We start from the raw sequence: 23,518 nt of genomic DNA on the forward strand, positions 1-23,518 counted from the left end.
GAAAGAGGTTAAGTATGGAAATAGCAGAGTTAAAACGACGTTTAGAGTCGTGTAGCTTAAAAATTCAGCAATTTAGGGGGTCTCTTTGACTTAGATAGCTTGCAGGAACAAATTGCGGTGAATGAAGCTCAAATGAGCCAAGCAGATTTTTGGCAACAACCCACTCAAGCCCAGGCCTTAATTAATAAGACCAATCAACTAAAAAATAAATATGATAATTTTCAAAAATTAGTACAAGAACTAGATGAAGTGCAGGTTACTTTAGAGTTGATTCAAGAAGATCCGAGTGAAGAAGATCTCGATCAAGAAGTAGCAACTGAGCTGACTAGCTTGGAAGAAGACCTGCACCAATATGAACTTACGCTCTTACTAAGTCAAAAGTATGATCAAAATAATGCCTTGTTAGAAATTCATCCGGGAGCTGGTGGCACCGAGTCCCAAGATTGGGGGGCAATGTTGTTCCGGATGTATCAAAGGTGGGCTGAGCAACACCACTTTCAAGTTGAAATGGCTGACTATCAGGCTGGTGAAGAAGCGGGATTAAAGAGTGTTAGCTTAATTATTAAGGGTCTTAACGCTTATGGACTTTTACGTTCAGAGCATGGGGTGCATCGTTTAGTTCGAATTTCTCCCTTTGATTCGGCAGGAAGACGGCATACTTCTTTTGCATCTGTCGAAGTGCTCCCAGAATTGGATAAGACCATTGAAGTAGAAGTCAACCCCGATGACCTAAGAGTTGATGTTTTTCGCTCCAGTGGGGCTGGCGGTCAGCACATTAACAAAACCTCTTCTGCCGTTCGCTTGACCCATTTACCAACGGGAATTGTGGTTAGTTCTCAGGCTCAACGTTCGCAGCTGCAAAATCGTGAGACCGCTTTGAAAATGTTACAAGCCAAGCTCTATCAACGAGAATTGCAGGCTCAGCAACAAAAAGAAGCTAACTTAAAAGGGGAACAGTTGGAAATTGGTTGGGGATCGCAAATTCGATCTTATGTCTTTCATCCATATACGATGGTTAAAGATCATCGAACAGACTTTGAGACTGGAAATGGGACTGCGGTTTTAGATGGGGATTTGGATACCTTTATTTATGCTTACTTGCAGTGGCAGTTACAAAAAAATGGGTCCTATTAGTGAGGTGAAAAAATGACGACGATTTTGGTGGTCGATGATGAACTTGCCTTATTAGAACTGTTACGATATAACTTAGAACAACAGCAATTTCAAGTTGTCACCGCAGCCGATGGTCAAAAAGCCTTAGAATTGTTGGAACAACAGCCATTTGACCTTGTGATTTTAGATTTAATGTTACCTATTGTTAGTGGTTGGGAAGTTATTCAAAGATTGAGAGCTCGTCAAATGAGTTTACCCGTGCTCATGTTAAGTGCGCTTGATAAGGCGCCCGATAAAGTTCGCGGACTCAATTTAGGGGCGGATGATTATTTAGCTAAGCCTTTTGATCTAGCGGAATTAATTTCCCGGATTCAGGCTCTCTTACGTCGAAGTCAATTACCAGCACGAGTAATTAAATCGTCTTCTAAGCCAACTTTTGTGATTGATGAAGCTAATTTTTGTATTTATCAAAATCAGCAACTATTAAATCTAACAAAAACAGAGTATCAAATTTTATATTTACTATGCCAAGAAGCTAATCGAGTAGTAACCCGTCCGCAAATTGCCCAAGCCCTATGGGGGAGTGGCATTTGGAATAGTTCAACATCGCGGGCAATTGATATTCAGATTAGTCATTTACGTGATAAAATTGAACAAAATTCAAAGCAACCCCAGTATTTAAAAACTGTTCGGGGATTTGGTTATCGGTTGCTTAATCAAAAGGAGTAAGCTCATGAAGCACCAACGGCGTACAATTTTCCTAACTGCAGTAATCGGATTAATTATTTATGGTGTTTGTCTGTTAGTTTTAGGGCTGTTAGGCCGGCAGACACAAATTGATCACTTGGCTTCTTTAAGGCAAGATTATCAGGCTTTTCGGAAAGCTACTGCGCAGCAGTATCTAACTTCTTGGGCCCAAGATCACCAATTAGAAGTGATTTTGGATTCGAAACAGCCACAAACGGCTATTCAGCGGCAAGCTCATGACTTGTTAACGCAAAATACTTTGGGTCCAACTAGTGTCTATCGAATTCAACGGGTTAAGGGTCAAAAATATTTATTTTATTTTTTAGATACCACAGCGCAAAACCGAGCCCGAGTAATGGTTAAAAAATACCATCCTTTGAGTTCCCAAATTGGCTTAATCAGTATTTTTTCTTTAATCTATATTTTCTTGTGGAGTGGGCTTTTAATATTGCAATATCGCCTGTACCGTCGTCAGCGCCGTTATTTGCAGGCTATTACGCGCAAGCTTCAGCAAATAGCAGCCCAAGAAGAAACAGATTCATTAATTGTTCAAGATAATACTCCATATACGAAGTTAATTCAGGCGGCCAATGCGGTTGATCACCAACATCGCAAATCGGTAACTGAGAAAACATTAGCAGAACACCGTTTTGCGGGTTTATTGAAGCATTTGCCAGTGGGAGTTATGTTGTTAGATGATGCAGGAAATGTTTTGGAACATAATCAGATGATGGCTCAGTTATTGGGCGTGACAATTGACTCCAAAAAGCACCCCTTTGTCGATGATATTCAAACTTATCGTTTAAGTCGGATGATTGAGCATACTTTACGAAAACAAAAAAACCATCATCGGATCATTCATTTATACGGGGAAGCTCAACGATATGTGGATGCTAATGTAATTCGAATCGCCCACCAAGCAGAGTCCATTGAACATCAGGTAATTGTCATTTTGTATGATTTAACACCAATTCAAAATATTGAACGCCAACAGGCAGAATTTTTAAGTAATATCAGTCATGAACTAAAGACTCCAGTGACAGCAATCATGGGCTTCACAGATACCTTGTTACAGGGAACAGTGCAGGATCCACAACAAGCGACTAAATTTTTAAAAATCATCCAAAGTGAGTCCCATCGTCTATTGGATTTAATTAATGATTCCTTAACTTTAACGACCATTGATCAAACTGCTTCTATCTTGCCAGAAGTAGTTAATGTCCAAGATATGGCGGAGCGGATTATAACTGAACGGCAAGGGATGATTACCAAGTTGAACTTACAAACGACGGTGACTATGCATGGGAATCCCCAAGTGAGTTCTTATCCCAGCTTGTTAGAACAGATTTTGCAAAATCTGCTTAGTAATGCCATTAAATATAATCAACCTCAAGGGCAAGTGACGGTTGCTTTAAATCATAATGAAATTGAAAACTTTTTAGAATTGACGATAACTGATTCCGGGATTGGAATTACTCCCGCAGATCAAGAGCATATTTTTGAACGCTTTTATCGGGCAGATAAATCACGAAATCAAGATATTGTAGGTACCGGTTTGGGCTTAGCGATCGTCCAAGCTGCGGTTCAAAGTTTGAATGGAGAACTAAGTTTAGAAAGTAAAGTTAACCAAGGAACTAGAATTCGAGTACAGCTTCCTCTTTAATAAGTAAATTGAGCACTTCAACAAATAATTTCTTAAAAGCCAAGTGATTTTTTACGAGGCTTTTTATTTTGGCGTAATTGGCCCAGCTAAATTATGGCAGCTTGTGAGCAAAAGTATTAAATCTTGGCTAAGAAATATTTTTTATATTAATTAAAATTTAATTTAGGATATCCTAAAAAATAATTGCTTTTTGGGAATTCCTTCTGTAATATACTGAACAGCTAGTTTAAATCTGAAAAGGAATTGTGGAGGTTCTTCATGCTTGAAATCAAGAACCTCACTGTTGCTTATGATGACACACCAGTCTTTACTGATGTTGCCGTGAATTTTAAAGCAGGCAAGATTACTGGAATCATCGGCCCCAACGGTGCAGGTAAATCTACCTTGATTAAGGCCGCTTTAGGTCTAATCAAAATAAAACAAGGAACAGTTGATTTTCAAGGACAACCCTTGAAATCAAGCCCCCAGCAGGTTGCCTACGTGGAACAGCGAAAGGACCTAGATCTGACCTTTCCGATTAACGTCTTAGATGTGGTGATGACGGGAACTTACGGACAATTAGGGCTCTTTAAGAGTCCGGGAAAAGCCGAAAAAGCCGCGAGTCAAAAGGCTTTGGAGCAGGTGGCTTTGAGCGAGTTTGCTCATCGGCAAATTGGAAGTTTATCTGGAGGGCAATTACAACGGGTTTTTGTGGCCCGGGCAATTGTCCAAGATGCAGCGGTAATCATTTTGGATGAACCCTTTGTCGGAATTGATCTGCAAAGTGAAACAGCAATTATGCAAATTTTAAAGTCCTGGCGAGATGCTGGCAAAACGATTATTGTTGTTCATCATGATTTGAATAAGGTTTCCCAATACTTTGACGAATTGGTGATTTTAAATCATGGTGTCCTGGCGACTGGTCCGACAAATGAAGTCTATAACGCCGCTAATATTGCTACGGCCTTTTCGGCCGATTTATCGGCGGTCTTATTTCAAGATAGCGGGGTGCAAGGATGACTTCTTTAACAGAATTTTTCCAAGCCTTAGCTAAATATGATTTTTTGCAAAGTGCTTTAATAACTGCCGTAATGGTTGGAATCATGTCCGGAGTAATCGGAAGTTTTATCATTCTTCGTGGGATGTCCTTGATGGGGGATGCGATTTCCCATGCTGTCCTACCGGGAGTAGCGGTGGCCTACATGTTGGGAATTAATATCTTGATTGGGGCTTCTGTTTTTGGAATTTTAGCAGCTTTGTTGATCGGTTTTGTCGCAACGCACAGTAAGATTAAACCGGATACAAGTATTGGTGTAGTTTTCTCCGCCTTTTACGCTTTAGGTTTTATCTTGATTTCTTTAGCCGAAAGTGCGACCAATTTGCATCATATTTTATTTGGTAATATTTTAGCCGTCAGTGACAGTGATCTGCTAACTACGGCTGTTGTCTTGGTAATTGTCTTAATTTTTGTGGTGGTCTTTTACAAAGAACTATTAATTACCAGTTTTGATACCACCTATGCGCAAACTTATGGTTTAAATACCCAATTATTGCACTATGCCTTGATGTTAGTCTTAACTTTGGTGACGGTCTCGGCCTTGCAGACGGTGGGAATCATCCTAGTGGTCGCTATGTTGATCACGCCAGCGGCGACCGCTTTTCTCTGGACGGATGACTTGACTTGGATGTTAGTTTTAGCGGCAAGTCTCGGCGTTGTGGCTTCGGTTGTGGGTCTGTATTTCAGCTATACTCTTAACTGGGCTTCAGGACCAGCCATTGTTTTAGTTGCTGCGGCGATGTTCTTTATTTCCTTTCTCTTTTCTCCCAAGCAAGCATTTCTACGTTTGTTCAAATCAACTCGCAAAGGAGTTTCTTAACATGAAAAAATTAATTATTACTTTAGTCGCTGGTTTGGCGATTTTAACTGGGGTTTTCTTTTATGTGCAACAACGGCATAATTTTGCGCCCAATGCAGCTTCAACTAGTAAGAAAATTCGAGTTGTAACTACCAACTCGATTTTAGAAGATATGGTGCATAACGTCGGCCAAGATCGGATTCACTTGTACAGTATCGTTCAAAGAGGAACCGATCCGCATGAGTATGAACCACGACCAACTGACGTTTCCCAAGCTTCTGAAGCTGATGTTTTATTCCACAATGGTCTCAATTTAGAAACTGGTGGTAATGGCTGGTTTAAAAAGTTAGTCCAAACCTCTCATAAGAAATTTGGCCGAGAAGTATTTGCGGCTTCCAAGGGTGTTAAACCACAGCATTTGACCACCAATGTTCAAGAAGAAGATCCCCATGCTTGGTTAGATCTAAAGAATGGTATTCAGTATGTGCGGACAATTTCCCAAGTTTTACAAAAGAAAGATCCGAAAAATGCTGCTTTCTATCGGAAAAATACCCGTAATTATGTAGCGAAATTACAGAAATTACATCGGCAAGCACAGTCTAAGTTTTTAGACATTCCCGAAAACCAACGTCTCTTAGTGACATCCGAAGGAGCCTTTAAGTATTTTGCGGCGGCCTATCAAGTAAAACCGGCTTATATTTGGGAAATTAATACTGAAGCTCAAGGAACTCCAGAGCAGATGAAACAAGTTTTAGCCCAAATCCGCCAAACTGAAGTAAAACATTTGTTTGTAGAAAGTTCAGTTTCCCCGAAAGCGATGAAGAAAGTTGCTCAAGAAACTAATTTAAAAATTTATTCTAAGATTTTTACCGATTCCTTAGCCAAAAAGGGAACAACTGGAGATAGCTATTATTCCATGATGAAATGGAATTTAGATAAAATCCATGCCGGTTTGGCTCACTAATTAAACTTTGTCTTCTTAGCTTAAGACTAGGAAGGCTTTTTTTGTGAAGAAAATTTACAAAACATTTACAAGCCGCAAACCCTATCGGAGATTTTGTTTTGATACAATAAAGACGGAGGATTGATAATGCGAAAAGTTCTGGGAATGGTCATTTTAATGACTTGTTTATTAACTGGATGCGCCGGTACAGGAACCAAGCCCACCACGGCCGTCGGCTCTTCTGCTTTGCAGCCTTTGGTGGAAGCTGCCGGAGAAAAATTGATGAAGCAAGACCCGAAAGCTTACATCAACGTTCAAGGCGGTGGTAGTGGAACGGGCTTATCCCAAGTCCAACAAGGGGCGGTAGCAATTGGTAATTCCGATGTCTTTGCGGAGCAAAAAAAGGGGATCAATGCTTCTAAATTGCGGGATTATAAAGTTTGTGTAGTGGCGATTGTCCCGGTGGTTAACCGCCAAGTTGGCGTCCGTAATTTATCTTTAGCCCAATTGCAGGCTATTTTTATGGGACGAATCACTAACTGGCGGCAAGTTGGAGGCCCCAATCTAGCGATTACGGTTATTAATCGTTCCCCTGGCAGCGGCACCCGGATGGTTTTTGACCAGCAGGTAATGCGCGGTCAGCCTTTGAAGCCAGCTCCTGAGCAGGATTCAAGTGGGATGGTTCGCCAAATCGTTAAAAATACTCCCGGAGCGATTAGTTACTTGGCTTGGCCTTATTTAACTTCTGATTTACAAAGCTTGAAAATTAATCAAGTCTCCCTGACTGTAACTAATGTGGCTCAAAATCGTTGGCCAATTTGGGCTTATGAACATATGTATGTTCCTCGACAAACGACGCCGACGACGCAAGCCTTAATTAAATTAATTTTAAGTGACGATTTTCAAGAAAGTACCGTCCGAAAAATGCGTTACATTCCAATTAAATGGATGCAATACGAACAAGATGCTCGTGGCCACTCTTGGCGGCGATAAGGAGAAATTATGGATCCAATTGCGAAAAGTTTACAAACTCGTTCGACTTCTGCCCGTTTAGAAAGTCGGGGTCGTTTTTTGACTCAGCTGACGACATTACTAATTATTCTCTTAGTTTTAGCAATTTTTGGCTTTATTGCGACTAAAGGCTTGGCGGTTTTTATTCAAGACAAGGGTAGCGTAGGAGATTTTTTTACAAAAACTAACTGGGCTCCCAGTCAAGTAGATATTCATCAACGGCCGTTGTTAGGCGCTTTGCCTTTAATTTGTGGTTCCTTTGCGGTAACCCTACTAGCCGTTTTGGTGGCGACACCCTTTGCTTTAGCCGCGGCTATTTTCATGACTGAAATGGCTCCCAAGCAGGGAAAAAAGATTTTACAACCGGTAATTGAATTATTAGTGGGAATTCCTTCTGTTGTCTATGGCTTTGTCGGCCTCGTAGTTATTGTTCCGGCGGTTCAGAAATTATTTGGGGGCAGTGGTTTTGGAATTTTAGCGGGAGCCTTGGTCCTATTTGTAATGATTTTACCGACTATTACCTCGATGAGTGTGGATGCTTTAAAAGCTGTCCCGCGTTATTATCGAGAAGCATCCTTGGCTTTAGGAGCGACCCGTTGGCAAACGATTTGGCGGGTAGTTTTACGAGCCGCGACTCCTGGATTAATGACCGCGGTGATTTTCGGGATGTCACGAGCTTTTGGGGAAGCCTTAGCTGTTCAAATGGTAATTGGAAATGCGATTTTAATGCCAACAAGTTTGGTTTCACCAGCGACAACTTTAACTAGTGTCTTGACGATGAATATGGGCAATACGGTAATGAACACTGCCGCAAATAATGCCCTCTGGACCCTAGCCTTACTCTTACTTTTAATGTCTTTGATTTTCAATATTGCAATTAAGTATCTAGCAAAAAGAGGTGCCTTGAAATGACCCCAAAACAAGTCGATCGTTTAATGACCGGGGTAGTTTATCTCCTAGCCAGTTTCATTATTTTAATTTTACTAGCCCTTTTAGGTTATATTTTGTTCTCTGGCTTACCTCATGTTAACTGGCACTTTTTAACCGGAGCAACACGTAGTTTTGAAGCCGGTGGTGGAATTGGCACGCAGTTATTTAATTCCTTATATTTATTAATTTTATCGATGATTGTTTCGATTCCTCTCGCTTTCGGAGTTGCCATTTATTTATCAGAGTATGCGACCAATCAAAAAATAGTTGCGATCATTAGTTCGGCGATTGAGGTCTTGAGTTCTTTACCCTCAATTGTGGTTGGTCTCTTTGGCTTCTTGGTCTTTGTCGTCACTTTTCATTGGGATTTTTCAATTTTGTCTGGGGCTTTTACTTTGATGATTTTTAATCTACCGCTTCTAGTTCGAAGTATGCAAGACGCCTTGCAAATGGTCGCTTTTAGTCAACGCGAAGCTGGTCTAGCCTTGGGCTTATCACGTTGGGAGACGGTTACTCGGATTATTATTCCCGAATGTTTGCCGGCAATTATTACAGGAATTATCCTAGCCTCAGGGCGGGTTTTTGGTGAAGCAGCGGCTTTGATTTATACCGCCGGACAAAGTGCACCACCTTTGAATTTTGCCAACTGGAATCCTTTAAGTATTACTTCTCCCTTGAATCTATTTCGACCAGCAGAAAGCCTAGCAGTCCACATTTGGAAAGTTAATTCAGAAGGTCTAATTCCTGATGCTAATGCTGTTTCGGCGGGAGCTTCCTTAGTTTTAGTGGGAGTTGTCTTGCTCTTTAATTTGGGGGCTCGCTATTTAGGAAATCGCTTGTATCGGCGGATGACGGGGGCATAATGGAAAATAAATTAACAAGCTTTACCAGAAAATTAGATCCTAAGCAAAAAGAAATTGCCCTTACTACCGAAGACTTACGGGTTTTTTATGGTCCCAAGGCCGCTTTAGAACCTGTAAGTCTACAGTTTGAGCGTTACAAGATTACTTCATTAATTGGGGCGTCAGGTTCGGGGAAATCCACTTATCTACGTTCGTTGAATCGGATGAACGATACGATTGCTAGTGCCCGCGTGACAGGGAAGATCCTCTATCGAAGTGTCGATATTAATCAACCAACGGTTGATGTTTATCAAGTCCGGCGGCAAATCGGAATGGTTTTTCAACGTCCGAATCCTTTTTCTAAGTCAATTTATGATAATATTACCTTTGCTTTAAAACGGCGCGGGGTTAAAGATCGCCAACAACTAGATGAGGTGGTTGAAACGACTTTGAAACAAGCTTCTTTGTGGGAGCAAGTTAAAGATGATCTAAATAAAAGTGCTTTATCTTTATCTGGAGGCCAACAGCAGCGTTTATGCATTGCCCGGGCTTTGGCTTTGCAACCAGATATCTTGTTGATGGATGAACCAGCGAGTGCTTTGGATCCGATTTCGACAGCGAATATTGAAAATACGATGCAGGAATTAAAGCAACATTATACAATCATTATTGTGACCCATAGTATGCAACAAGCAGCTCGGGTGAGCGACTATACAGCTTTCTTTCATTTAGGAAAGTTATTGGAGTTTGACTACACGCGGCATATCTTTACTCGACCAAAAGTCCAGCTCACGGAAGATTATGTTTCAGGACACTTTGGTTAGGAGGAAATTGATGACGACAGAAATTATGACGGCACATGATGTCCATCTCTTTTATGGAAAAAAAGAGGCCCTAAAGGGCATTGACTTAGGAATTCGTGAACATGAAATTACCGCCTTAATCGGTCCTTCTGGTTGTGGAAAATCCACTTTTTTGAGAACCTTGAATCGAATGAACGATTTAATTCCTAGTGTCAAAATTACCGGAAAAATCGAATTGGATGGACAAGATATTTATGCTCCCAATATGGATACGGTTCAATTGCGTAAGCGAGTGGGGATGGTTTTTCAACAACCGAACCCGTTTCCCTTTTCAATTTATGATAACGTAACTTATGGTTTGAAATTAGCGGGAGTTAAAGATCGCCAAACTTTAGATGCCGCGGTAGAGTCGAGTTTAAGAGCCGCCGCTATCTGGGATGATGTCAAAGACAAATTAGGTCAAAGTGCCTTAGCTTTGTCTGGAGGACAACAACAGCGAGTTTGTATTGCCCGGGTGATTGCGGTACAACCGGAACTAATTTTACTGGATGAACCAACCAGTGCTTTAGATCCAATTTCAGCTACTAAGGTAGAGAATACTCTGTTAGATTTAAGAGAAAACTATACAATTGTGATTGTAACCCACAGCATGCATCAGGCCTCGCGAATCTCAGATCGAACAGCCTTTTTTTATCAAGGTGATCTGATCGAGTACGATCGAACTAAGAAAATATTTATGAATCCCACACATCAGGAAACTGAAGATTATATTAGTGGTCGATTCGGCTAGGAGGAGTCCTTTGCGAAGCGAATTTGCAACGGAATTACAAAATTTACACGTTCGGTTTTCCGAAATGGCGATGATGGTCAGTGAAGCCTTAGAAAAAGCGGTTCGTGCTTTAAAAGAGCACGATAGCCAGCTAGCTCAACAGGTTATTGATCGCGATCAGTTAATTAACAATCGGGAAATAGACTTAGAAAAAAAATCTTTTGAGATGATAGCCTTACAGCAGCCAGTGACTAGTGATTTACGGATGATTATCACGGTTTTAAAGGCCAGTTCTGATTTGGAACGAATGGGTGATCATGCCGTCAGCATTGCCCAAGCTACTTTACGTTTGCAAGGTCATGCACCGATGCTGGCAGTTGAAGATTTAATTGTCCAAGTTCACACTCAAGTGGCTGGGATGTTTCAACAGGCGATTCAGGCTTATTTACGGGAAGATGATCAAGCAGCGATTGCGATTTCGCAGCAAGATTATACCGTCGATAAATTGATTCATCAACTTAATAAGCAGTGTATTCAGGAAATGAAAGCTGATCCCCAATATGTTGAAGATGGAACAATTTATATGTTGATTGCTAACTACCTTGAACGAATGGGCGACTATGTGACCAATTTATGTGAATGGGTAGTTTATTTAAAACAGGGGAAACTGACTGATTTAGACAGTAAAAAGGATTTTTAGGGGAGATTTCTAGGACTTGTAGTTCATGCTATAATTAAAATATTATCGAATAAAAAGAAGGTTGGCTTATGAAAATTATCTACCAAACTGTTATCAATACGCTTTTATTTATGGCGATTGCGCGAGTCGCTCCTTCAATCTTCTTCTTGAGTAATTTTTCCACCGCTTTAATTGCGGGATTTATTTTAGTGTTGTTAAATTTAACCATCAAACCAATTTTGCATATTATTTCATTTCCAATTACGTTGATTACTTTTGGACTTTTTTCGATTGTAGTTAATGCACTTACTTTGGAAATTGTAGCTTGGCTGATCCCGGGCTTTGTTTTTACTAGTTTTGGAGCTGCTATGTTGATGTCAATTATTATGTCAATTGCTAATTGGTTTGTGGGTTACCATGTCTTTCGCCGGTATTAAAGCTGAGGGGAGCAAAAGAATGACAGAAGTTACAATTCAAGACTTATTAGATCATACTAATATTCAAATTTATGCTGGAGCCGAATTTACCTCGACTCGCAAAATTAAAGAAACTGAAATCTCACGTCCCGGCTTAGAATTAACCGGATATTTTGATTATTATCCGGCTGAGCGGGTGCAATTATTTGGCCAGACGGAAACTTCCTATGCCCGGTCGATGACTTCGGAGAATCGCTATCATGTTTTACGAGAAATGTGTACCAAACAAACACCGGCTTTTGTTTTTTCTCGGGGAATTAAACCTTCTCCCGAAATGATCAAAGCAGCTCAAGAAGCGGAAATTCCCATTCTGACCTCGGATTTAACGACAACGCGAGTTTCGAATATTATTACGCAATATTTAGAAAAGGTTCTTTCACCGCGGAAAAGTATTCATGGGGTTCTGGTTGATGTTTACGGTCTGGGAGTTTTGATTAAGGGTGACTCAGGTGTTGGGAAGAGTGAGACAGCCTTAGAATTAATTAAGAATGGACACCGTTTGGTAGCTGATGATCGGGTTGATGTTTATCAACAAAATGAACATACTTTAGTTGGCGAAGCACCCGAAATTTTGAAAAACTTAATGGAAATTCGAGGAATCGGAATTATTGATGTGATGAATTTATTCGGAGCTAGTGCGGTTCGAACTTCAATGGAAATCACCTTGATTATCAACTTGAGTAATTGGTCGGCGGAACAAAACTACGAACGCGTTGGTTTAAAGGATCATACTGAACAAATTTTTGATGTTGAAGTGCCCTCAATTACGATTCCTGTGAAGGTGGGACGGAATATCTCGAACATTATTGAAGTAGCGGCAATGGACTATCGGGCCAAAAAACTTGGTTTTAATGCTGCTGATCGTTTTGAAGAGCAATTAACCGGTTTAATCCAAAAAAATTCGCAGGTGAATCCTAAATGAGGGTGATCGCAAGTCTTAACCCCATTTTTTGGCAGGGTGGACCGCTGACGATTCGCTGGTATGGAATTTTAATTGCTTGTGGGGCAATCATCGGTGTTTGGATGGCTTTAAGAGAAGCTCGCCGGCAAAAAATTGATCCGGATAATATTGTTGATTTGGTCTTATGGGGAGTTCCCTTTGCTTTAATTGGGGCGCGTCTTTATTATGTGGCTTTTGAATGGCCCTTTTATAGTCAAAATCCGGGTGAGATTATTAAAATCTGGCATGGAGGAATTGCTATTTATGGAGGTTTGTTGGCGGCTTTCATTGTTACCTTAGTTTTTACCCATCAGCGTCAACTACCCCTATGGTCGATTTTAGATATTGCCGCCCCTAGTGTGTTAGTCGGGCAGATCGTTGGTCGTTGGGGTAACTTTATGAATCAAGAAGCCTTTGGGGCTATTACTTCGCAACACTTTTTGCAGAGTCTTCGTTTACCACCCTTTGTGATTCAACAAATGTTGATCAATGGTCATTATCGCCAACCAACTTTCCTCTATGAATCTAGTTGGAATTTGTTGGGTTTGATTATAATTTTGATTTTACGGCGTCGGCCAGGACTTTTGAAACAGGGCGAAGTTTTCTTAACTTACGTGATGTGGTATGCTTGGGGTCGCTTCTTCATTGAAGGAATGCGAACTGATAGCTTATATTTGACAGGTTCTTTGCGAATTTCACAAATTCTTTCAGTAGTCTTTTTCCTTGTTGCTGGAATTATTTGGTTTTATCGCCGCCGTCAGCATAAATTACCTAACTATTTATAAGAATTAAGGAGTCTTTTGATGCAAGTAACAGATTATGATGTCATTATTATTGGTGCCGGCCCCGGCGGCTTGACCGCCGCTTTATACGCTTCACGGGCCAATTTAAAGGTTTTAGTTTTGGATCGAGGAATCTATGGGGGCCAGATGAATAATACGGCCGCTATTGAAAACTATCCGGGCTTCAAATCTATTTTGGGCCCAGAATTAAGTGAAAGTATGTATCAATCAGCGGTTCAATTTGGGGCTCAATATCAGTATGGAACTGTAGAAAAAATAGAAGTTCAAGGATCGGTGAAAGTCGTTCAGACTGCGGATCAAACTTTAACAAGCAAGGCTTTAGTCTTGGCAACCGGATCAGAATATAAGAAATTGGAAGTTCCTGGAGAAGAAGACTATTCCGGAAAAGGAGTTTCTTATTGCGCTGTTTGTGATGGAGCTTTTTTCAAAGATGAGGATGTTATTGTTATTGGTGGCGGTGATTCAGCTATCGAAGAGGGAATCTATTTAACTCAATTGGCGAACTCGGTAACAATTGTTCATCGCCGCGATCAGCTTCGGGCGCAACAGATTTTACAAAAACGGGCTTTTGCTAACCCTAAAATTAAATTTATTTGGAATGCAGCGGTGCAAGAAATTACCGGTGATGGGCAACAAGTAACGGGAATTAAATATCAAGATAAATTAACTGGAGTAGAACAAAGTTTGGCCGGAAGCGGGGTCTTTATTTATGTCGGTATTCAGCCAAACACAACCCAATTTCAGAATTTACCGATTACTGATGATCAAGGCTGGATAGTGACTGATGAGCGGATGATGACCAAAGTTCCCGGAATTTTTGCGATTGGTGATGTTCGCCAAAAGACCTTGCGGCAGATTACAACCGCTGTCGGTGAGGGTGGTTTAGCAGGCCAAGAGGTTTTTAACTATTTACAGACTTTAACGGATGAAGGCTAAGAATAATTAGTCTTTTTTATTTGGAATCGTATATAATTGACTTATTACGAGAAGTGATTGGGAGGAATTATAAACTATGAATGGGCAGGAAAACTATCAAACTTGGTTGGATTATCCCCAACTAGATTTAACTTTAAAACATGAGTTAAAACAAATGCAGGCTGATACTGAACAACTAGAAGCAGCTTTTTATGCACCTATGGAATTTGGTACCGCAGGAATGCGGGGCGTAATCGCTCCGGGAATTCACTGCATGAATATTTACACTGTTCGTCAGGCTGCTGAAGGTTTGGCGCGATTTATGGACACTTTAGAGCCGGAGGAAAAACAAAGAGGAGTTGTTATCAGTTTTGACTCTCGTTACAATTCACCACTATTTGCGAGCGAATCTGCGCGCGTTTTGGGCCACCATCAAATTCCGGTGTACTTATTTGATAGTTTGCGACCAACACCAGAATTATCATTTGCGGTACGGAAATTGCATACTTATGCCGGAATTATGATTACTGCAAGTCATAACCCGGCTAAATATAACGGATTTAAAATTTATGGTCCCGACGGTGGACAAATGCCACCGAAAGAATCCGATTTAATTACTAAATTTGTGCGCCAAGCAGACGATTTATTTGCGATTGCCGTAGCTGATATTCATAATTTGCGGCAACAAGATTCATTGACCTTGATTGGGGAAGATTTGGATCGGGCTTATTTAGAAGCGATTAAGTCTGTAACAGTTGATCCCCAGCTCTTAAAAGAATATTCCCAGATGAAGTTTGTTTATACTCCTTTGCATGGAACCGGCAAAATGTTAGCTGAGCGAGTTTTCCGGCAAGCAGGGTTTGAAAATATGCAGTTAGTTGCCGAGCAAGCTATTCTGGATCCGGAGTTTGCGACCGTAGAATTTCCTAATCCAGAATTTGCGGAAACTTTTAATTTATCAATCCGAGATGGCCAACAGGTTGAAGCCGATATTTTAATTGCCACCGACCCTGATGCCGACCGTTTGGGAGCTGCTGTCCGCCAACCCGATGGACAGTACAAGTTGCTGACCGGAAATCAGATTGCGAGCTTGTTATTAGAATATGTTTTAAGTGCTAAGAAGCGTCAAAAGACCCTTCCGCAAAATGGGGCAGTTGTGAAGTCAATTGTTTCTACCGAACTGGCTACGAAAATTGCGCAAAATTATGATGTGGAAATGGTTAATGTCCTTACTGGTTTTAAGTTTATTGCCGAGCAGATTGCTCAATACGAAGAAACTAAGAGTCATGAATTCCTCTTTGGTTTTGAAGAAAGTTATGGTTATTTAATTCAACCTTTTGTCCGCGATAAAGATGCAATTCAAGCTAGTTTATTGTTGGCTGAAGTGGCTGCTTATTATAAGAGTCAGGGCCAGACTCTTTATGATGGTTTACAATCCTTATATCAAAAGTATGGTTACTTTAAGGAACAAACAATTTCCAAAACTTTCGAGGGAGTCGATGGTCAAGAAAAGATGCAGCAATTGATGCAGGACTTCCGGAAGAATCAACCCCAGGAAATTAATGGAGTAAAGGTAGTTCAAGTCCAGGACTTCCAAGCTCGCACTCAAACCGATGCTGCGGGAGTTACGACCCCATTATCTTTGCCGCAAGCTGATGTTTTGAAATATATTTTGGCGGATGAAACTTGGGTTGCAATTCGACCTTCAGGAACTGAACCCAAGATTAAGAACTATGTTGGTGTTAATGCTCCGACAGAAAATGAAGCTTTGGATAAAGTAGCTGCTTACGCTGAAGCCATTAATAGCTGGTATTAAAATTTAAAATTAGTCTTTAGAGGGGGAAGATCCATGGGGTTACATCAGTTTATTCAAGGTTTAAATAATTTAGAAAACTTAGATCGGGCACCAGGACATTTCCAATATCAGCAGCATAGTGTCGCTGCCCATTCTTTTAAAGTCGCTGAGATTGCCCAAATTTTGGGAGATCTCGAGGAATTAGATCAACAGACTGTAAATTGGCAGTTGTTGTACGAGAAAGCCTTAAATCATGATTATACGGAACGTTTCATTGGCGATATTAAAACACCGGTGAAATATGCTACCAAGCAATTACGGGCGATGTTAGCTGAAGTTGATGAAAATATGACCGAGAATTTCATTCAAAAAGAAATTCCTCAAGCTTTACAAGAACGTTTTCGTCGGCGTCTAGGTGAAGGAAAAGATGAAACTTTGGAAGGTCAGATTTTAGCTTTAGCGGACAAAATTGATTTACTCTACGAATCCTTTGGCGAAATTTCTAAAGGCAATCCTGATCCCGTTTTTTGGGAGATTTTCCAAGAAAGCCTGACCACTATTTTACAATTTAAAGATTTGGCTGCGAGTCGTTATTTCACTGAAGAAGTCTTGCCAGAATTATTACAGACTCCTTTTGCAGAACAAGAACGGTTATTGGAGGTCACCCAGAAGATTTTAGCCAGTAAATAATCTTCTAAGGTAAAGATGGCGAAAGTATGTTCGCTATGATATGATAATTAGCGCCAATAAAAGTTGGAATTGGTTCCAACTTTTTTATTTGAGAAGGTTTGGAGGAAATTGCGGATGTTAGACCGAATTACCGATAATCACTTTGAATTAGTTTCTCCCTACCAGCCGGCAGGTGATCAAGCCCCGGCGATTGACCAATTGACTCAAAGTTTACGTCAGGGGCAAAAAGCCCAGATTTTAAAAGGGGCAACGGGAACGGGAAAAACGTTCACGATGGCCAATGTGATTCAGAATTTAAATAAACCTACCTTGGTCATTTCTCATAATAAAACCTTGGCGGGGCAATTATATGGTGAATTTAAAGAGTTTTTTCCTCATAATGCTGTTGAATATTTTGTGAGTTATTATGATTATTACCAGCCAGAAGCCTATGTACCGTCCAGTGATACCTATATTGAAAAAGATTCAAGTATTAATGATGAAATTGATAAGTTGCGACATTCAGCAACTTCGGCCCTGTTGGAGCGCAATGATGTGATTGTTGTCGCTTCAGTTTCTTGTATCTTTGGTTTAGGTGATCCGCGTGAGTATCAACAGAATGTGATTTCTTTACGGGTCGGTCAAGAAATTAGTCGAGATCAACTTTTAAAAGATTTAATTTATAATCAATTTGAACGAAATGATATTGATTTTCAACGGGGGCGTTTTCGAGTTCGCGGCGATGTTGTCGATATTTTTCCAGCTTCCAATGATTCCCATTCTTTACGGGTTGAGTTCTTTGGCGATGAGATTGATCGAATTGTGGAAATGGATCCTTTAACGGGGGAAGTTTTAGGTGATCGAAAACAAGTGTCGATTTTTCCGGCGACTCATTTCATGATTAATGAAACGCAAATGGAACAAGCTCTAACTGGAATTGAAGAAGAATTAAAAGAGCAATTAGCAAAGTTAAAACAAGCGGGGAAGTTGTTAGAAGCCCAAAGACTTGAACAAAGAACTAATTATGATATCGAAATGATGCGGGAAATGGGCTATACTTCAGGAATTGAGAATTATTCTCGGCATATGGAAGGTCGATCAGCCGGAGAACCACCCTATAGCTTGTTAGATTTCTTTCCCAAAGATTTCAATATTATGATTGATGAATCTCATGTTACTATGCCCCAAATTCGGGGGATGTACAATGGTGACCGGGCCCGCAAGCAAATGTTGATTGATTATGGTTTTCGTTTGCCTAGTGCTCTGGATAACCGTCCTTTGACTTTGAGTGAATTTGAAGAACATATCCATCAAATCTTGTATGTTTCAGCGACTCCAGGAGATTACGAACTGCAACAAGCCGATCACGTAGTTGAACAAATTATTCGACCGACCGGTTTATTAGACCCTGATATTGAGGTTCGTTCAATTATGGGGCAAATTGATGATTTGGTTGGGGAGATTAATCAACGGATTGCGGTACAAGAAAGAACGCTGATTACGACACTGACGAAGAAGATGGCCGAGGATTTAACCGATTATCTGAAAGATTTAGGAATCAAAGTTGCTTATTTGCACAGTGATATTAAGACTTTAGAACGAACCCGAATTATTCGAGATTTACGTTTGGGTAAATACGACGTTTTAATTGGAATTAATTTACTACGGGAGGGAATTGATGTTCCCGAAGTTTCACTGGTGGCAATTTTAGATGCTGATAAGGAAGGTTTCTTACGGAGTGAACGACCTTTAATTCAAACAATCGGTCGGGCTGCCCGCAATAAACACGGCCATGTGATCATGTATGCTGATAAAATTACAGATTCGATGAAAGTGGCAATTGCGGAGACTAAACGGCGGCGGCAGTTGCAAAATCAGTTTAATCAGAAGCATCATATTACACCAGAAACTATTCAGAAACCGATTCGAGATATTATTTCTGCAGTACAGACTTCGGAGCAGGGAACTGAAGATGAAAAATTAACCGATATGGACTTGGACTTTTCCAATTTAACAACTCAAGAACAAAAAGAGTTGTTACAACAATTACAGGCCCAGATGGAACAAGCAGCTAAGAAACTGGACTTTGAACAGGCAGCTAATTTGCGAGACATGATTTTAGATCTGAAAGCGGAGCTAAGTTAATGGAAAATGATAAGATTGTTATTCATGGAGCACGATCCAATAATCTGAAAAATATTGATGTAACCATTCCTCGGAACAAGTTAGTCGTGATGACGGGACTGTCGGGATCCGGGAAAAGTTCCCTAGCCTTTGATACCTTATATGCTGAAGGTCAGCGACGTTATGTTCAAAGCTTATCTGCTTATGCTCGCCAATTTTTGGGACAGATGGATAAGCCGGATGTCGATTCGATTGATGGCTTAAGTCCAGCAATTTCGATTGATCAAAAGACAACTTCAAAGAATCCGCGTTCAACTGTCGGGACAGTAACGGAGATTAATGATTACCTTCGTTTACTTTGGGCTCGTGTAGGAACGCCCGTTTGTCCTAATGATGGCAGTGAGATTAGCAGTCAGTCGGTAGAACAAATGGTTGATCGTTTATTAAAATTGCCAACTAAAACTAAATTACAAATTTTAGCGCCAGTTGTTCGCGCTAAAAAAGGGCAACATAAAAAACTTTTAGAAAGAATTGCTCGGCAAGGTTATGTGCGGGTTTTGATTGATGGAAACTTGCACGAAGTTGGGACAGAAATTGAATTAAATAAAAATAAAAAACATACTATTCAAGTGGTAGTCGATCGAATCGTGATTAAAGAGGGAATTCGTTCGCGCTTATTTGATTCAATTGAAGCGGCTTTGAGGTTGGCTGATGGTTATATGACCGCCGATGTTTTGGGTGCTGAACCGATTTTGTTTTCAGAACATTATGCTTGCCCCATTTGTGGTTTTACTGTAGGTGAATTGGAGCCGCGGCTCTTTTCTTTTAATGCACCGTTTGGAGCTTGTCCAGATTGTGATGGCTTGGGAAGTAAGTTAGAAGTGGATTTGAACTTAGTGATTCCTGATTCGAGTTTGTCTTTGAATCAAGGAGTAATTGTCCCTTGGAATGCGGAGCATTCGCAGTATTATCCTAATTTGTTACAACAAGTAGCGACCCAATTAAAGATTGATCAAGATACCCCCTTTAAAGATTTACCCCCGAAACAACAGGAAGTTTTACTACAGGGAGCCGGAGAACGAGAATTTCAGTTCCATTTTGAAAATGATTTTGGTAGTGTGCGGGATGTTCAGACCACATTTGAAGGGGTTTTGCCAAATTTAATGCATCGTTACCAAAAACCTTCTAGTCATTTTATGCGGGATATCATGCGTAAGTATTTGACCGAATCAGTTTGTCCAACTTGTCAAGGCCAACGTTTAAATTGCCAAGCTTTGAGTGTTCAAGTCGCTGGTCAAAATATTGCTGCAGTCTCGGCTTTAGCAATCAAAAAGGCCTTGCCGTTCTTTAAAAAATTACAATTATCAAATCAAAAAAATGTGATTGCCCGGCCAATTCTAAAGGAAGTTGTCGATCGCTTGACCTTTTTACAAAATGTTGGTTTGGATTATTTGACCTTAGCTCGTTCAGCAGGCACTCTGTCTGGAGGAGAAGCCCAACGAATTCGTTTAGCAACCCAAATTGGTTCTAACTTATCGGGAGTTTTGTATATTTTAGATGAACCTTCAATTGGTTTGCATCAGCGAGATAATGATCGTTTGATTGCCTCTTTAAAGAAAATGCGTGATTTAGGGAATACTTTAGTAGTTGTGGAGCACGACGAAGATACAATGCGTCAGGCTGATTATTTGATTGATGTCGGTCCGGGAGCTGGAGCTGATGGGGGGCAAATAGTTGCTGTCGGGACGCCGCAAGAAGTCCAAGCTAATCCTAATTCTTTAACCGGTCAATACCTAGCCGGAAAAAAGAAAATTGCTTTGCCCCGGCAACGACGAGCAGGAAATGGTGAAGTAATCACGGTTACCGGAGCTGTGGCCAATAATCTCAAAAAAGTTAAAGTTCAATTTCCCTTAGGAAAATTAATTGCTGTAACTGGAGTTTCTGGCTCCGGCAAGTCTTCCTTAGTCAATTTAGTCTTGCAACGGGCTTTGGCCCAGAAGTTGAACCATAATTCTCGCCGACCGGGACCTTATCAGAAAATTACAGGCTACGAGGCAATTAAGACGCTAATTAATATTGATCAAAGTCCAATTGGGAGAACTCCTCGGAGTAATCCCGCTACCTATACAGGAGTTTTTGACAATATTCGCGATTTATTTGCCCAAACTAATGAGGCTAAAGTCCGGGGTTATAAAAAAGGACGTTTTTCTTTTAATGTCAAAGGTGGTCGTTGTGAGGCCTGCCGCGGAGATGGAATTATTAAGATTGAAATGAACTTTTTGCCGGACGTTTATGTTCCTTGTGAAGTTTGCCATGGTAGCCGATATAATTCGGAAACCTTGGAGGTTTTGTATAAGGGTAAAAATATTTCTGATATTTTACAAATGACTGTCGAAGAAGCCTTGGAATTTTTCGATCATCTGCCGAAGATCAAGCGGAAATTACAAACAATTATGGATGTTGGTTTGGGCTATGTTCAGTTAGGCCAATCAGCCACGACTTTATCTGGGGGAGAAGCCCAACGGATGAAGTTAGCTTCAGAATTATATAAGAAATCAGAAGGTAATAATTTTTATATTCTTGATGAACCAACTACTGGTCTCCATGTTGATGACGTCAAACGCTTGCTTAGTGTCTTACAACGACTCGTTGATCAAGGAAACACCATTGTGGTCATCGAACACAATCTAGATGTCATTAAATCTGCTGACTGGGTAATTGATTTAGGTCCTGAAGGCGGCGACTTAGGCGGTCAAATCGTCGCTGTGGGGACTCCCGAAGGAGTAGCTAATTGTCCGCAGTCTTATACGGGCCAATATTTAAAATCTATTTTAGTTAAACATTAAGGATTAAAACTTTAAGCCTTGGGGGATATTTTTTCCTTGAAGGCTTTTTTATAGGCAAGAAATTAGATCTTTTTCAAAAAAAAATTAACAAATTAAGGTTTAGTTTAAATTTAATACTAGATTTGGCTAATAGATATTTGCAACTATAATATCGAGGATCTTCGTGCTATTATTATTAAGTCATTGATAGAGGAGGAAACAAATGATGATAGTTTTAAGCGGTATGATTGGTGCCGGAAAGAGTAGCTTGGCAACTATTTTGGCGGAACATTTAGGAACCCAGGCTTTTTATGAGCAGGTGGAAGATAATCCGGTTTTACCGCTCTTTTATGCTAATCCGAAGAAGTATGCTTTCTTACTGCAGATTTATTTTTTGAATAAACGATTCGCCTCAATTAAGCAGGCCTTGGCGGATGATAACAATGTCTTGGATCGTTCAATCTATGAAGATTCCCTATTTTTCCATATGAATGCTGACATGGGGCGGGCGACCAAACAAGAAGTTCAAGTTTATGATGAATTATTGAACAATATGATGGAGGAATTACCTTATGCAGCTCATAAAAAGGCTCCCGACCTTTTAATTCATCTAGTTGTTTCTTATGACACGATGATGGAACATATTAAAAAACGGGGGCGTGATTATGAGCAACCGGAAAATGATAGTTCCTTAGTCGAGTATTATCATAATCTGTTAGAACGTTATGAACAGTGGTATGAAGATTATGATTATAGTCCTAAAATGAAAATTGATTGTGACCAGTTAGATTTTGTCGAACATCCGGCTGATCAAAAACGAGTCTTAGAATTGATTGATCAAAAATTAAAAGAAAGAGCACTACTGAGCCAATCCGAAACGAACCGTTGATTTTTAGCAGCGGCTTTTTTTATTGCAATCTAAGAGTTCCTGTCAATGAATGAGACTTGCAAGTGGTCCAAGGTATTGTATAATATAACAAGATTTCTCATTTTTTGAGAGCAAAAGACAGTTTGTATTACTCCAAAGCTACCTGTCTGTAAAAAAAGATGATGGAGGTTTCAAGAAATGAAAGCTTACTGGGAAGAATTTACTTTACGGGATTGGATATTGAATGCTTTGATAGCGGCTATTTATGTGGTTTTAACAGTGACACCACCACTTAATGCCTTGGCCTATGGAAATATTCAATTGCGAATTTCCGAAGCATTAGTGATGTTGCCTTTTTATAATCACAAGTTAGTTCCGGGGATGACCGTGGGCTGTTTTATTACTAATTTGTTTAGCCCGACCGCCGCGGTGGATATCTTTGTGGGAACCTTTGCTTCGTTGCTCGTCTTTTTAATTATTATTCACCTTCAGCAAGGGTATTTAGTTCCTGTAGTTGCAGCAATAATTAATGGTCTAATTATCGGAGCAGAATTGCACTTTATGTCCCAAGCACCGTTTTGGTTAACAGCGGCCTATATTTTCATTGGCGAATTGATAGCTGTGATTATTGGATACATACTATTTCGTATCTTATTCCAAAATCGGCAAATAAAAAGATTCTTATTATAATTGAGGCAGTTACCTTAACTTACTAACTGATCGTTACTTAGTTTTCTCAGCTAAGGTCATTAGTTTGAGTTATTGTAA

Annotated in this window: 22 protein-coding genes; all 22 read left to right on the top strand. The window is 40.2% G+C overall.

Going from position 1 to position 23,518, the window contains the following annotated elements; translation table 11 throughout:
• The first annotated feature begins 14 nt into the window (after positions 1-14).
• A protein-coding gene (gene prfB, locus HU830_RS06615; RefSeq protein ID WP_176942982.1) for a peptide chain release factor 2 occupies positions 15-1,134 on the top strand; the annotation gives its coding sequence in 2 pieces (ribosomal slippage) (positions 15-86 and positions 88-1,134; 1,119 coding nt in all).
• Positions 1,135-1,146: 12 nt separating this feature from the next.
• Positions 1,147-1,842 carry a response regulator transcription factor gene (locus HU830_RS06620; RefSeq protein WP_176942983.1) on the top strand — a complete coding sequence of 232 codons (696 nt, stop codon included), beginning with the start codon at positions 1,147-1,149 and terminating at the stop codon, positions 1,840-1,842.
• A gap of 4 nt (positions 1,843-1,846) precedes the next feature.
• On the top strand, positions 1,847-3,523 hold the full coding sequence (locus HU830_RS06625; RefSeq protein WP_176942984.1) for a sensor histidine kinase: 1,677 nt from the start codon (positions 1,847-1,849) through the stop codon (positions 3,521-3,523).
• Positions 3,524-3,781: 258 nt separating this feature from the next.
• Entirely contained in the window at positions 3,782-4,522 is a 741-nt protein-coding gene (locus HU830_RS06630; protein ID WP_176942985.1) for a metal ABC transporter ATP-binding protein, read from the top strand.
• Entirely contained in the window at positions 4,519-5,379 is an 861-nt protein-coding gene (locus HU830_RS06635) for a metal ABC transporter permease (RefSeq protein ID WP_176942986.1), read from the top strand. The genes HU830_RS06630 and HU830_RS06635 overlap by 4 nt, the downstream gene beginning before the upstream one ends.
• Position 5,380: 1 nt before the next feature.
• Positions 5,381-6,322, top strand: a complete 942-nt coding sequence (locus tag HU830_RS06640; protein ID WP_176942987.1) for a metal ABC transporter solute-binding protein, Zn/Mn family — start codon at positions 5,381-5,383, stop codon at positions 6,320-6,322.
• Between the two features lie 126 nt (positions 6,323-6,448).
• On the top strand, positions 6,449-7,294 hold the full coding sequence (locus tag HU830_RS06645; RefSeq protein ID WP_176942988.1) for a phosphate ABC transporter substrate-binding protein PstS family protein: 846 nt from the start codon (positions 6,449-6,451) through the stop codon (positions 7,292-7,294).
• Positions 7,295-7,303: 9 nt separating this feature from the next.
• A complete protein-coding gene (gene pstC / locus HU830_RS06650) occupies positions 7,304-8,224 on the top strand; it encodes a phosphate ABC transporter permease subunit PstC (protein WP_176942989.1) in 921 nt (306 codons plus the stop codon).
• Entirely contained in the window at positions 8,221-9,105 is an 885-nt protein-coding gene (gene pstA / locus HU830_RS06655) for a phosphate ABC transporter permease PstA (RefSeq protein ID WP_176942990.1), read from the top strand. The genes pstC and pstA overlap by 4 nt, the downstream gene beginning before the upstream one ends.
• Positions 9,105-9,908 (top strand): phosphate ABC transporter ATP-binding protein PstB, encoded by an 804-nt coding sequence (gene pstB / locus HU830_RS06660; RefSeq protein ID WP_176942991.1) that lies wholly within the window; start codon positions 9,105-9,107, stop codon positions 9,906-9,908. The genes pstA and pstB (HU830_RS06660) overlap by 1 nt, the downstream gene beginning before the upstream one ends.
• Positions 9,909-9,918: 10 nt before the next feature.
• On the top strand, positions 9,919-10,677 hold the full coding sequence (pstB, locus tag HU830_RS06665) for a phosphate ABC transporter ATP-binding protein PstB (protein WP_176942992.1): 759 nt from the start codon (positions 9,919-9,921) through the stop codon (positions 10,675-10,677).
• A 10-nt stretch (positions 10,678-10,687) separates the two neighbouring features.
• On the top strand, positions 10,688-11,356 hold the full coding sequence (phoU, locus tag HU830_RS06670; protein WP_176942993.1) for a phosphate signaling complex protein PhoU: 669 nt from the start codon (positions 10,688-10,690) through the stop codon (positions 11,354-11,356).
• Between the two features lie 68 nt (positions 11,357-11,424).
• The gene (locus tag HU830_RS06675) at positions 11,425-11,772 is read left to right on the top strand and encodes a phage holin family protein (protein WP_176942994.1); all 348 of its coding nucleotides are present in this window, start codon (positions 11,425-11,427) and stop codon (positions 11,770-11,772) included.
• A gap of 19 nt (positions 11,773-11,791) precedes the next feature.
• Entirely contained in the window at positions 11,792-12,733 is a 942-nt protein-coding gene (gene hprK / locus HU830_RS06680; protein WP_176942995.1) for an HPr(Ser) kinase/phosphatase, read from the top strand.
• 2 nt (positions 12,734-12,735) lie between these two features.
• Entirely contained in the window at positions 12,736-13,536 is an 801-nt protein-coding gene (gene lgt / locus HU830_RS06685; protein ID WP_324196340.1) for a prolipoprotein diacylglyceryl transferase, read from the top strand.
• 18 nt (positions 13,537-13,554) lie between these two features.
• Positions 13,555-14,490, top strand: coding sequence for a thioredoxin-disulfide reductase (gene trxB / locus HU830_RS06690; protein WP_176942997.1), 936 nt, complete (start codon positions 13,555-13,557; stop codon positions 14,488-14,490).
• A gap of 76 nt (positions 14,491-14,566) precedes the next feature.
• Entirely contained in the window at positions 14,567-16,285 is a 1,719-nt protein-coding gene (locus HU830_RS06695) for a phospho-sugar mutase (RefSeq protein WP_176942998.1), read from the top strand.
• Positions 16,286-16,318: 33 nt separating this feature from the next.
• On the top strand, positions 16,319-16,954 hold the full coding sequence (locus HU830_RS06700) for a YfbR-like 5'-deoxynucleotidase (protein ID WP_176942999.1): 636 nt from the start codon (positions 16,319-16,321) through the stop codon (positions 16,952-16,954).
• A gap of 114 nt (positions 16,955-17,068) precedes the next feature.
• Positions 17,069-19,078 carry an excinuclease ABC subunit UvrB gene (gene uvrB / locus HU830_RS06705; RefSeq protein ID WP_176943000.1) on the top strand — a complete coding sequence of 670 codons (2,010 nt, stop codon included), beginning with the start codon at positions 17,069-17,071 and terminating at the stop codon, positions 19,076-19,078.
• Positions 19,078-21,903 (top strand): excinuclease ABC subunit UvrA, encoded by a 2,826-nt coding sequence (gene uvrA / locus HU830_RS06710; protein WP_176943001.1) that lies wholly within the window; start codon positions 19,078-19,080, stop codon positions 21,901-21,903. The genes uvrB and uvrA overlap by 1 nt, the downstream gene beginning before the upstream one ends.
• Positions 21,904-22,108: 205 nt before the next feature.
• Positions 22,109-22,771 (top strand): deoxynucleoside kinase, encoded by a 663-nt coding sequence (locus tag HU830_RS06715; RefSeq protein WP_176943021.1) that lies wholly within the window; start codon positions 22,109-22,111, stop codon positions 22,769-22,771.
• A 177-nt stretch (positions 22,772-22,948) separates the two neighbouring features.
• The gene (locus HU830_RS06720) at positions 22,949-23,440 is read left to right on the top strand and encodes a QueT transporter family protein (RefSeq protein WP_176943002.1); all 492 of its coding nucleotides are present in this window, start codon (positions 22,949-22,951) and stop codon (positions 23,438-23,440) included.
• Positions 23,441-23,518: the final 78 nt, after the last annotated feature.

Origin of the sequence: Bombilactobacillus apium (assembly GCF_013385145.1) — a bacterium.
GTDB classification, from domain to species: domain Bacteria; phylum Bacillota; class Bacilli; order Lactobacillales; family Lactobacillaceae; genus Bombilactobacillus; species Bombilactobacillus apium.

Excerpts from the sequence above, each read along its gene's own strand:
- trxB (WP_176942997.1), top strand. The coding sequence starts at position 13,555 with ATGCAAGTAACAGATTATGATGTCATTATTATTGGTGCCGGCCCCGGC.
- uvrB (WP_176943000.1), top strand. The coding sequence starts at position 17,069 with ATGTTAGACCGAATTACCGATAATCACTTTGAATTAGTTTCTCCCTAC.
- HU830_RS06645 (WP_176942988.1), top strand. The coding sequence starts at position 6,449 with ATGCGAAAAGTTCTGGGAATGGTCATTTTAATGACTTGTTTATTAACT.
- HU830_RS06720 (WP_176943002.1), top strand. The coding sequence starts at position 22,949 with ATGAAAGCTTACTGGGAAGAATTTACTTTACGGGATTGGATATTGAAT.
- pstB (WP_176942992.1), top strand. The coding sequence starts at position 9,919 with ATGACGACAGAAATTATGACGGCACATGATGTCCATCTCTTTTATGGA.
- HU830_RS06675 (WP_176942994.1), top strand. The coding sequence starts at position 11,425 with ATGAAAATTATCTACCAAACTGTTATCAATACGCTTTTATTTATGGCG.
- pstA (WP_176942990.1), top strand. The coding sequence starts at position 8,221 with ATGACCCCAAAACAAGTCGATCGTTTAATGACCGGGGTAGTTTATCTC.
- HU830_RS06630 (WP_176942985.1), top strand. The coding sequence starts at position 3,782 with ATGCTTGAAATCAAGAACCTCACTGTTGCTTATGATGACACACCAGTC.
- HU830_RS06620 (WP_176942983.1), top strand. The coding sequence starts at position 1,147 with ATGACGACGATTTTGGTGGTCGATGATGAACTTGCCTTATTAGAACTG.
- pstB (WP_176942991.1), top strand. The coding sequence starts at position 9,105 with ATGGAAAATAAATTAACAAGCTTTACCAGAAAATTAGATCCTAAGCAA.
- HU830_RS06715 (WP_176943021.1), top strand. The coding sequence starts at position 22,109 with ATGATAGTTTTAAGCGGTATGATTGGTGCCGGAAAGAGTAGCTTGGCA.
- HU830_RS06695 (WP_176942998.1), top strand. The coding sequence starts at position 14,567 with ATGAATGGGCAGGAAAACTATCAAACTTGGTTGGATTATCCCCAACTA.
- uvrA (WP_176943001.1), top strand. The coding sequence starts at position 19,078 with ATGGAAAATGATAAGATTGTTATTCATGGAGCACGATCCAATAATCTG.
- HU830_RS06625 (WP_176942984.1), top strand. The coding sequence starts at position 1,847 with ATGAAGCACCAACGGCGTACAATTTTCCTAACTGCAGTAATCGGATTA.
- HU830_RS06635 (WP_176942986.1), top strand. The coding sequence starts at position 4,519 with ATGACTTCTTTAACAGAATTTTTCCAAGCCTTAGCTAAATATGATTTT.
- HU830_RS06700 (WP_176942999.1), top strand. The coding sequence starts at position 16,319 with ATGGGGTTACATCAGTTTATTCAAGGTTTAAATAATTTAGAAAACTTA.
- pstC (WP_176942989.1), top strand. The coding sequence starts at position 7,304 with ATGGATCCAATTGCGAAAAGTTTACAAACTCGTTCGACTTCTGCCCGT.
- hprK (WP_176942995.1), top strand. The coding sequence starts at position 11,792 with ATGACAGAAGTTACAATTCAAGACTTATTAGATCATACTAATATTCAA.
- HU830_RS06640 (WP_176942987.1), top strand. The coding sequence starts at position 5,381 with ATGAAAAAATTAATTATTACTTTAGTCGCTGGTTTGGCGATTTTAACT.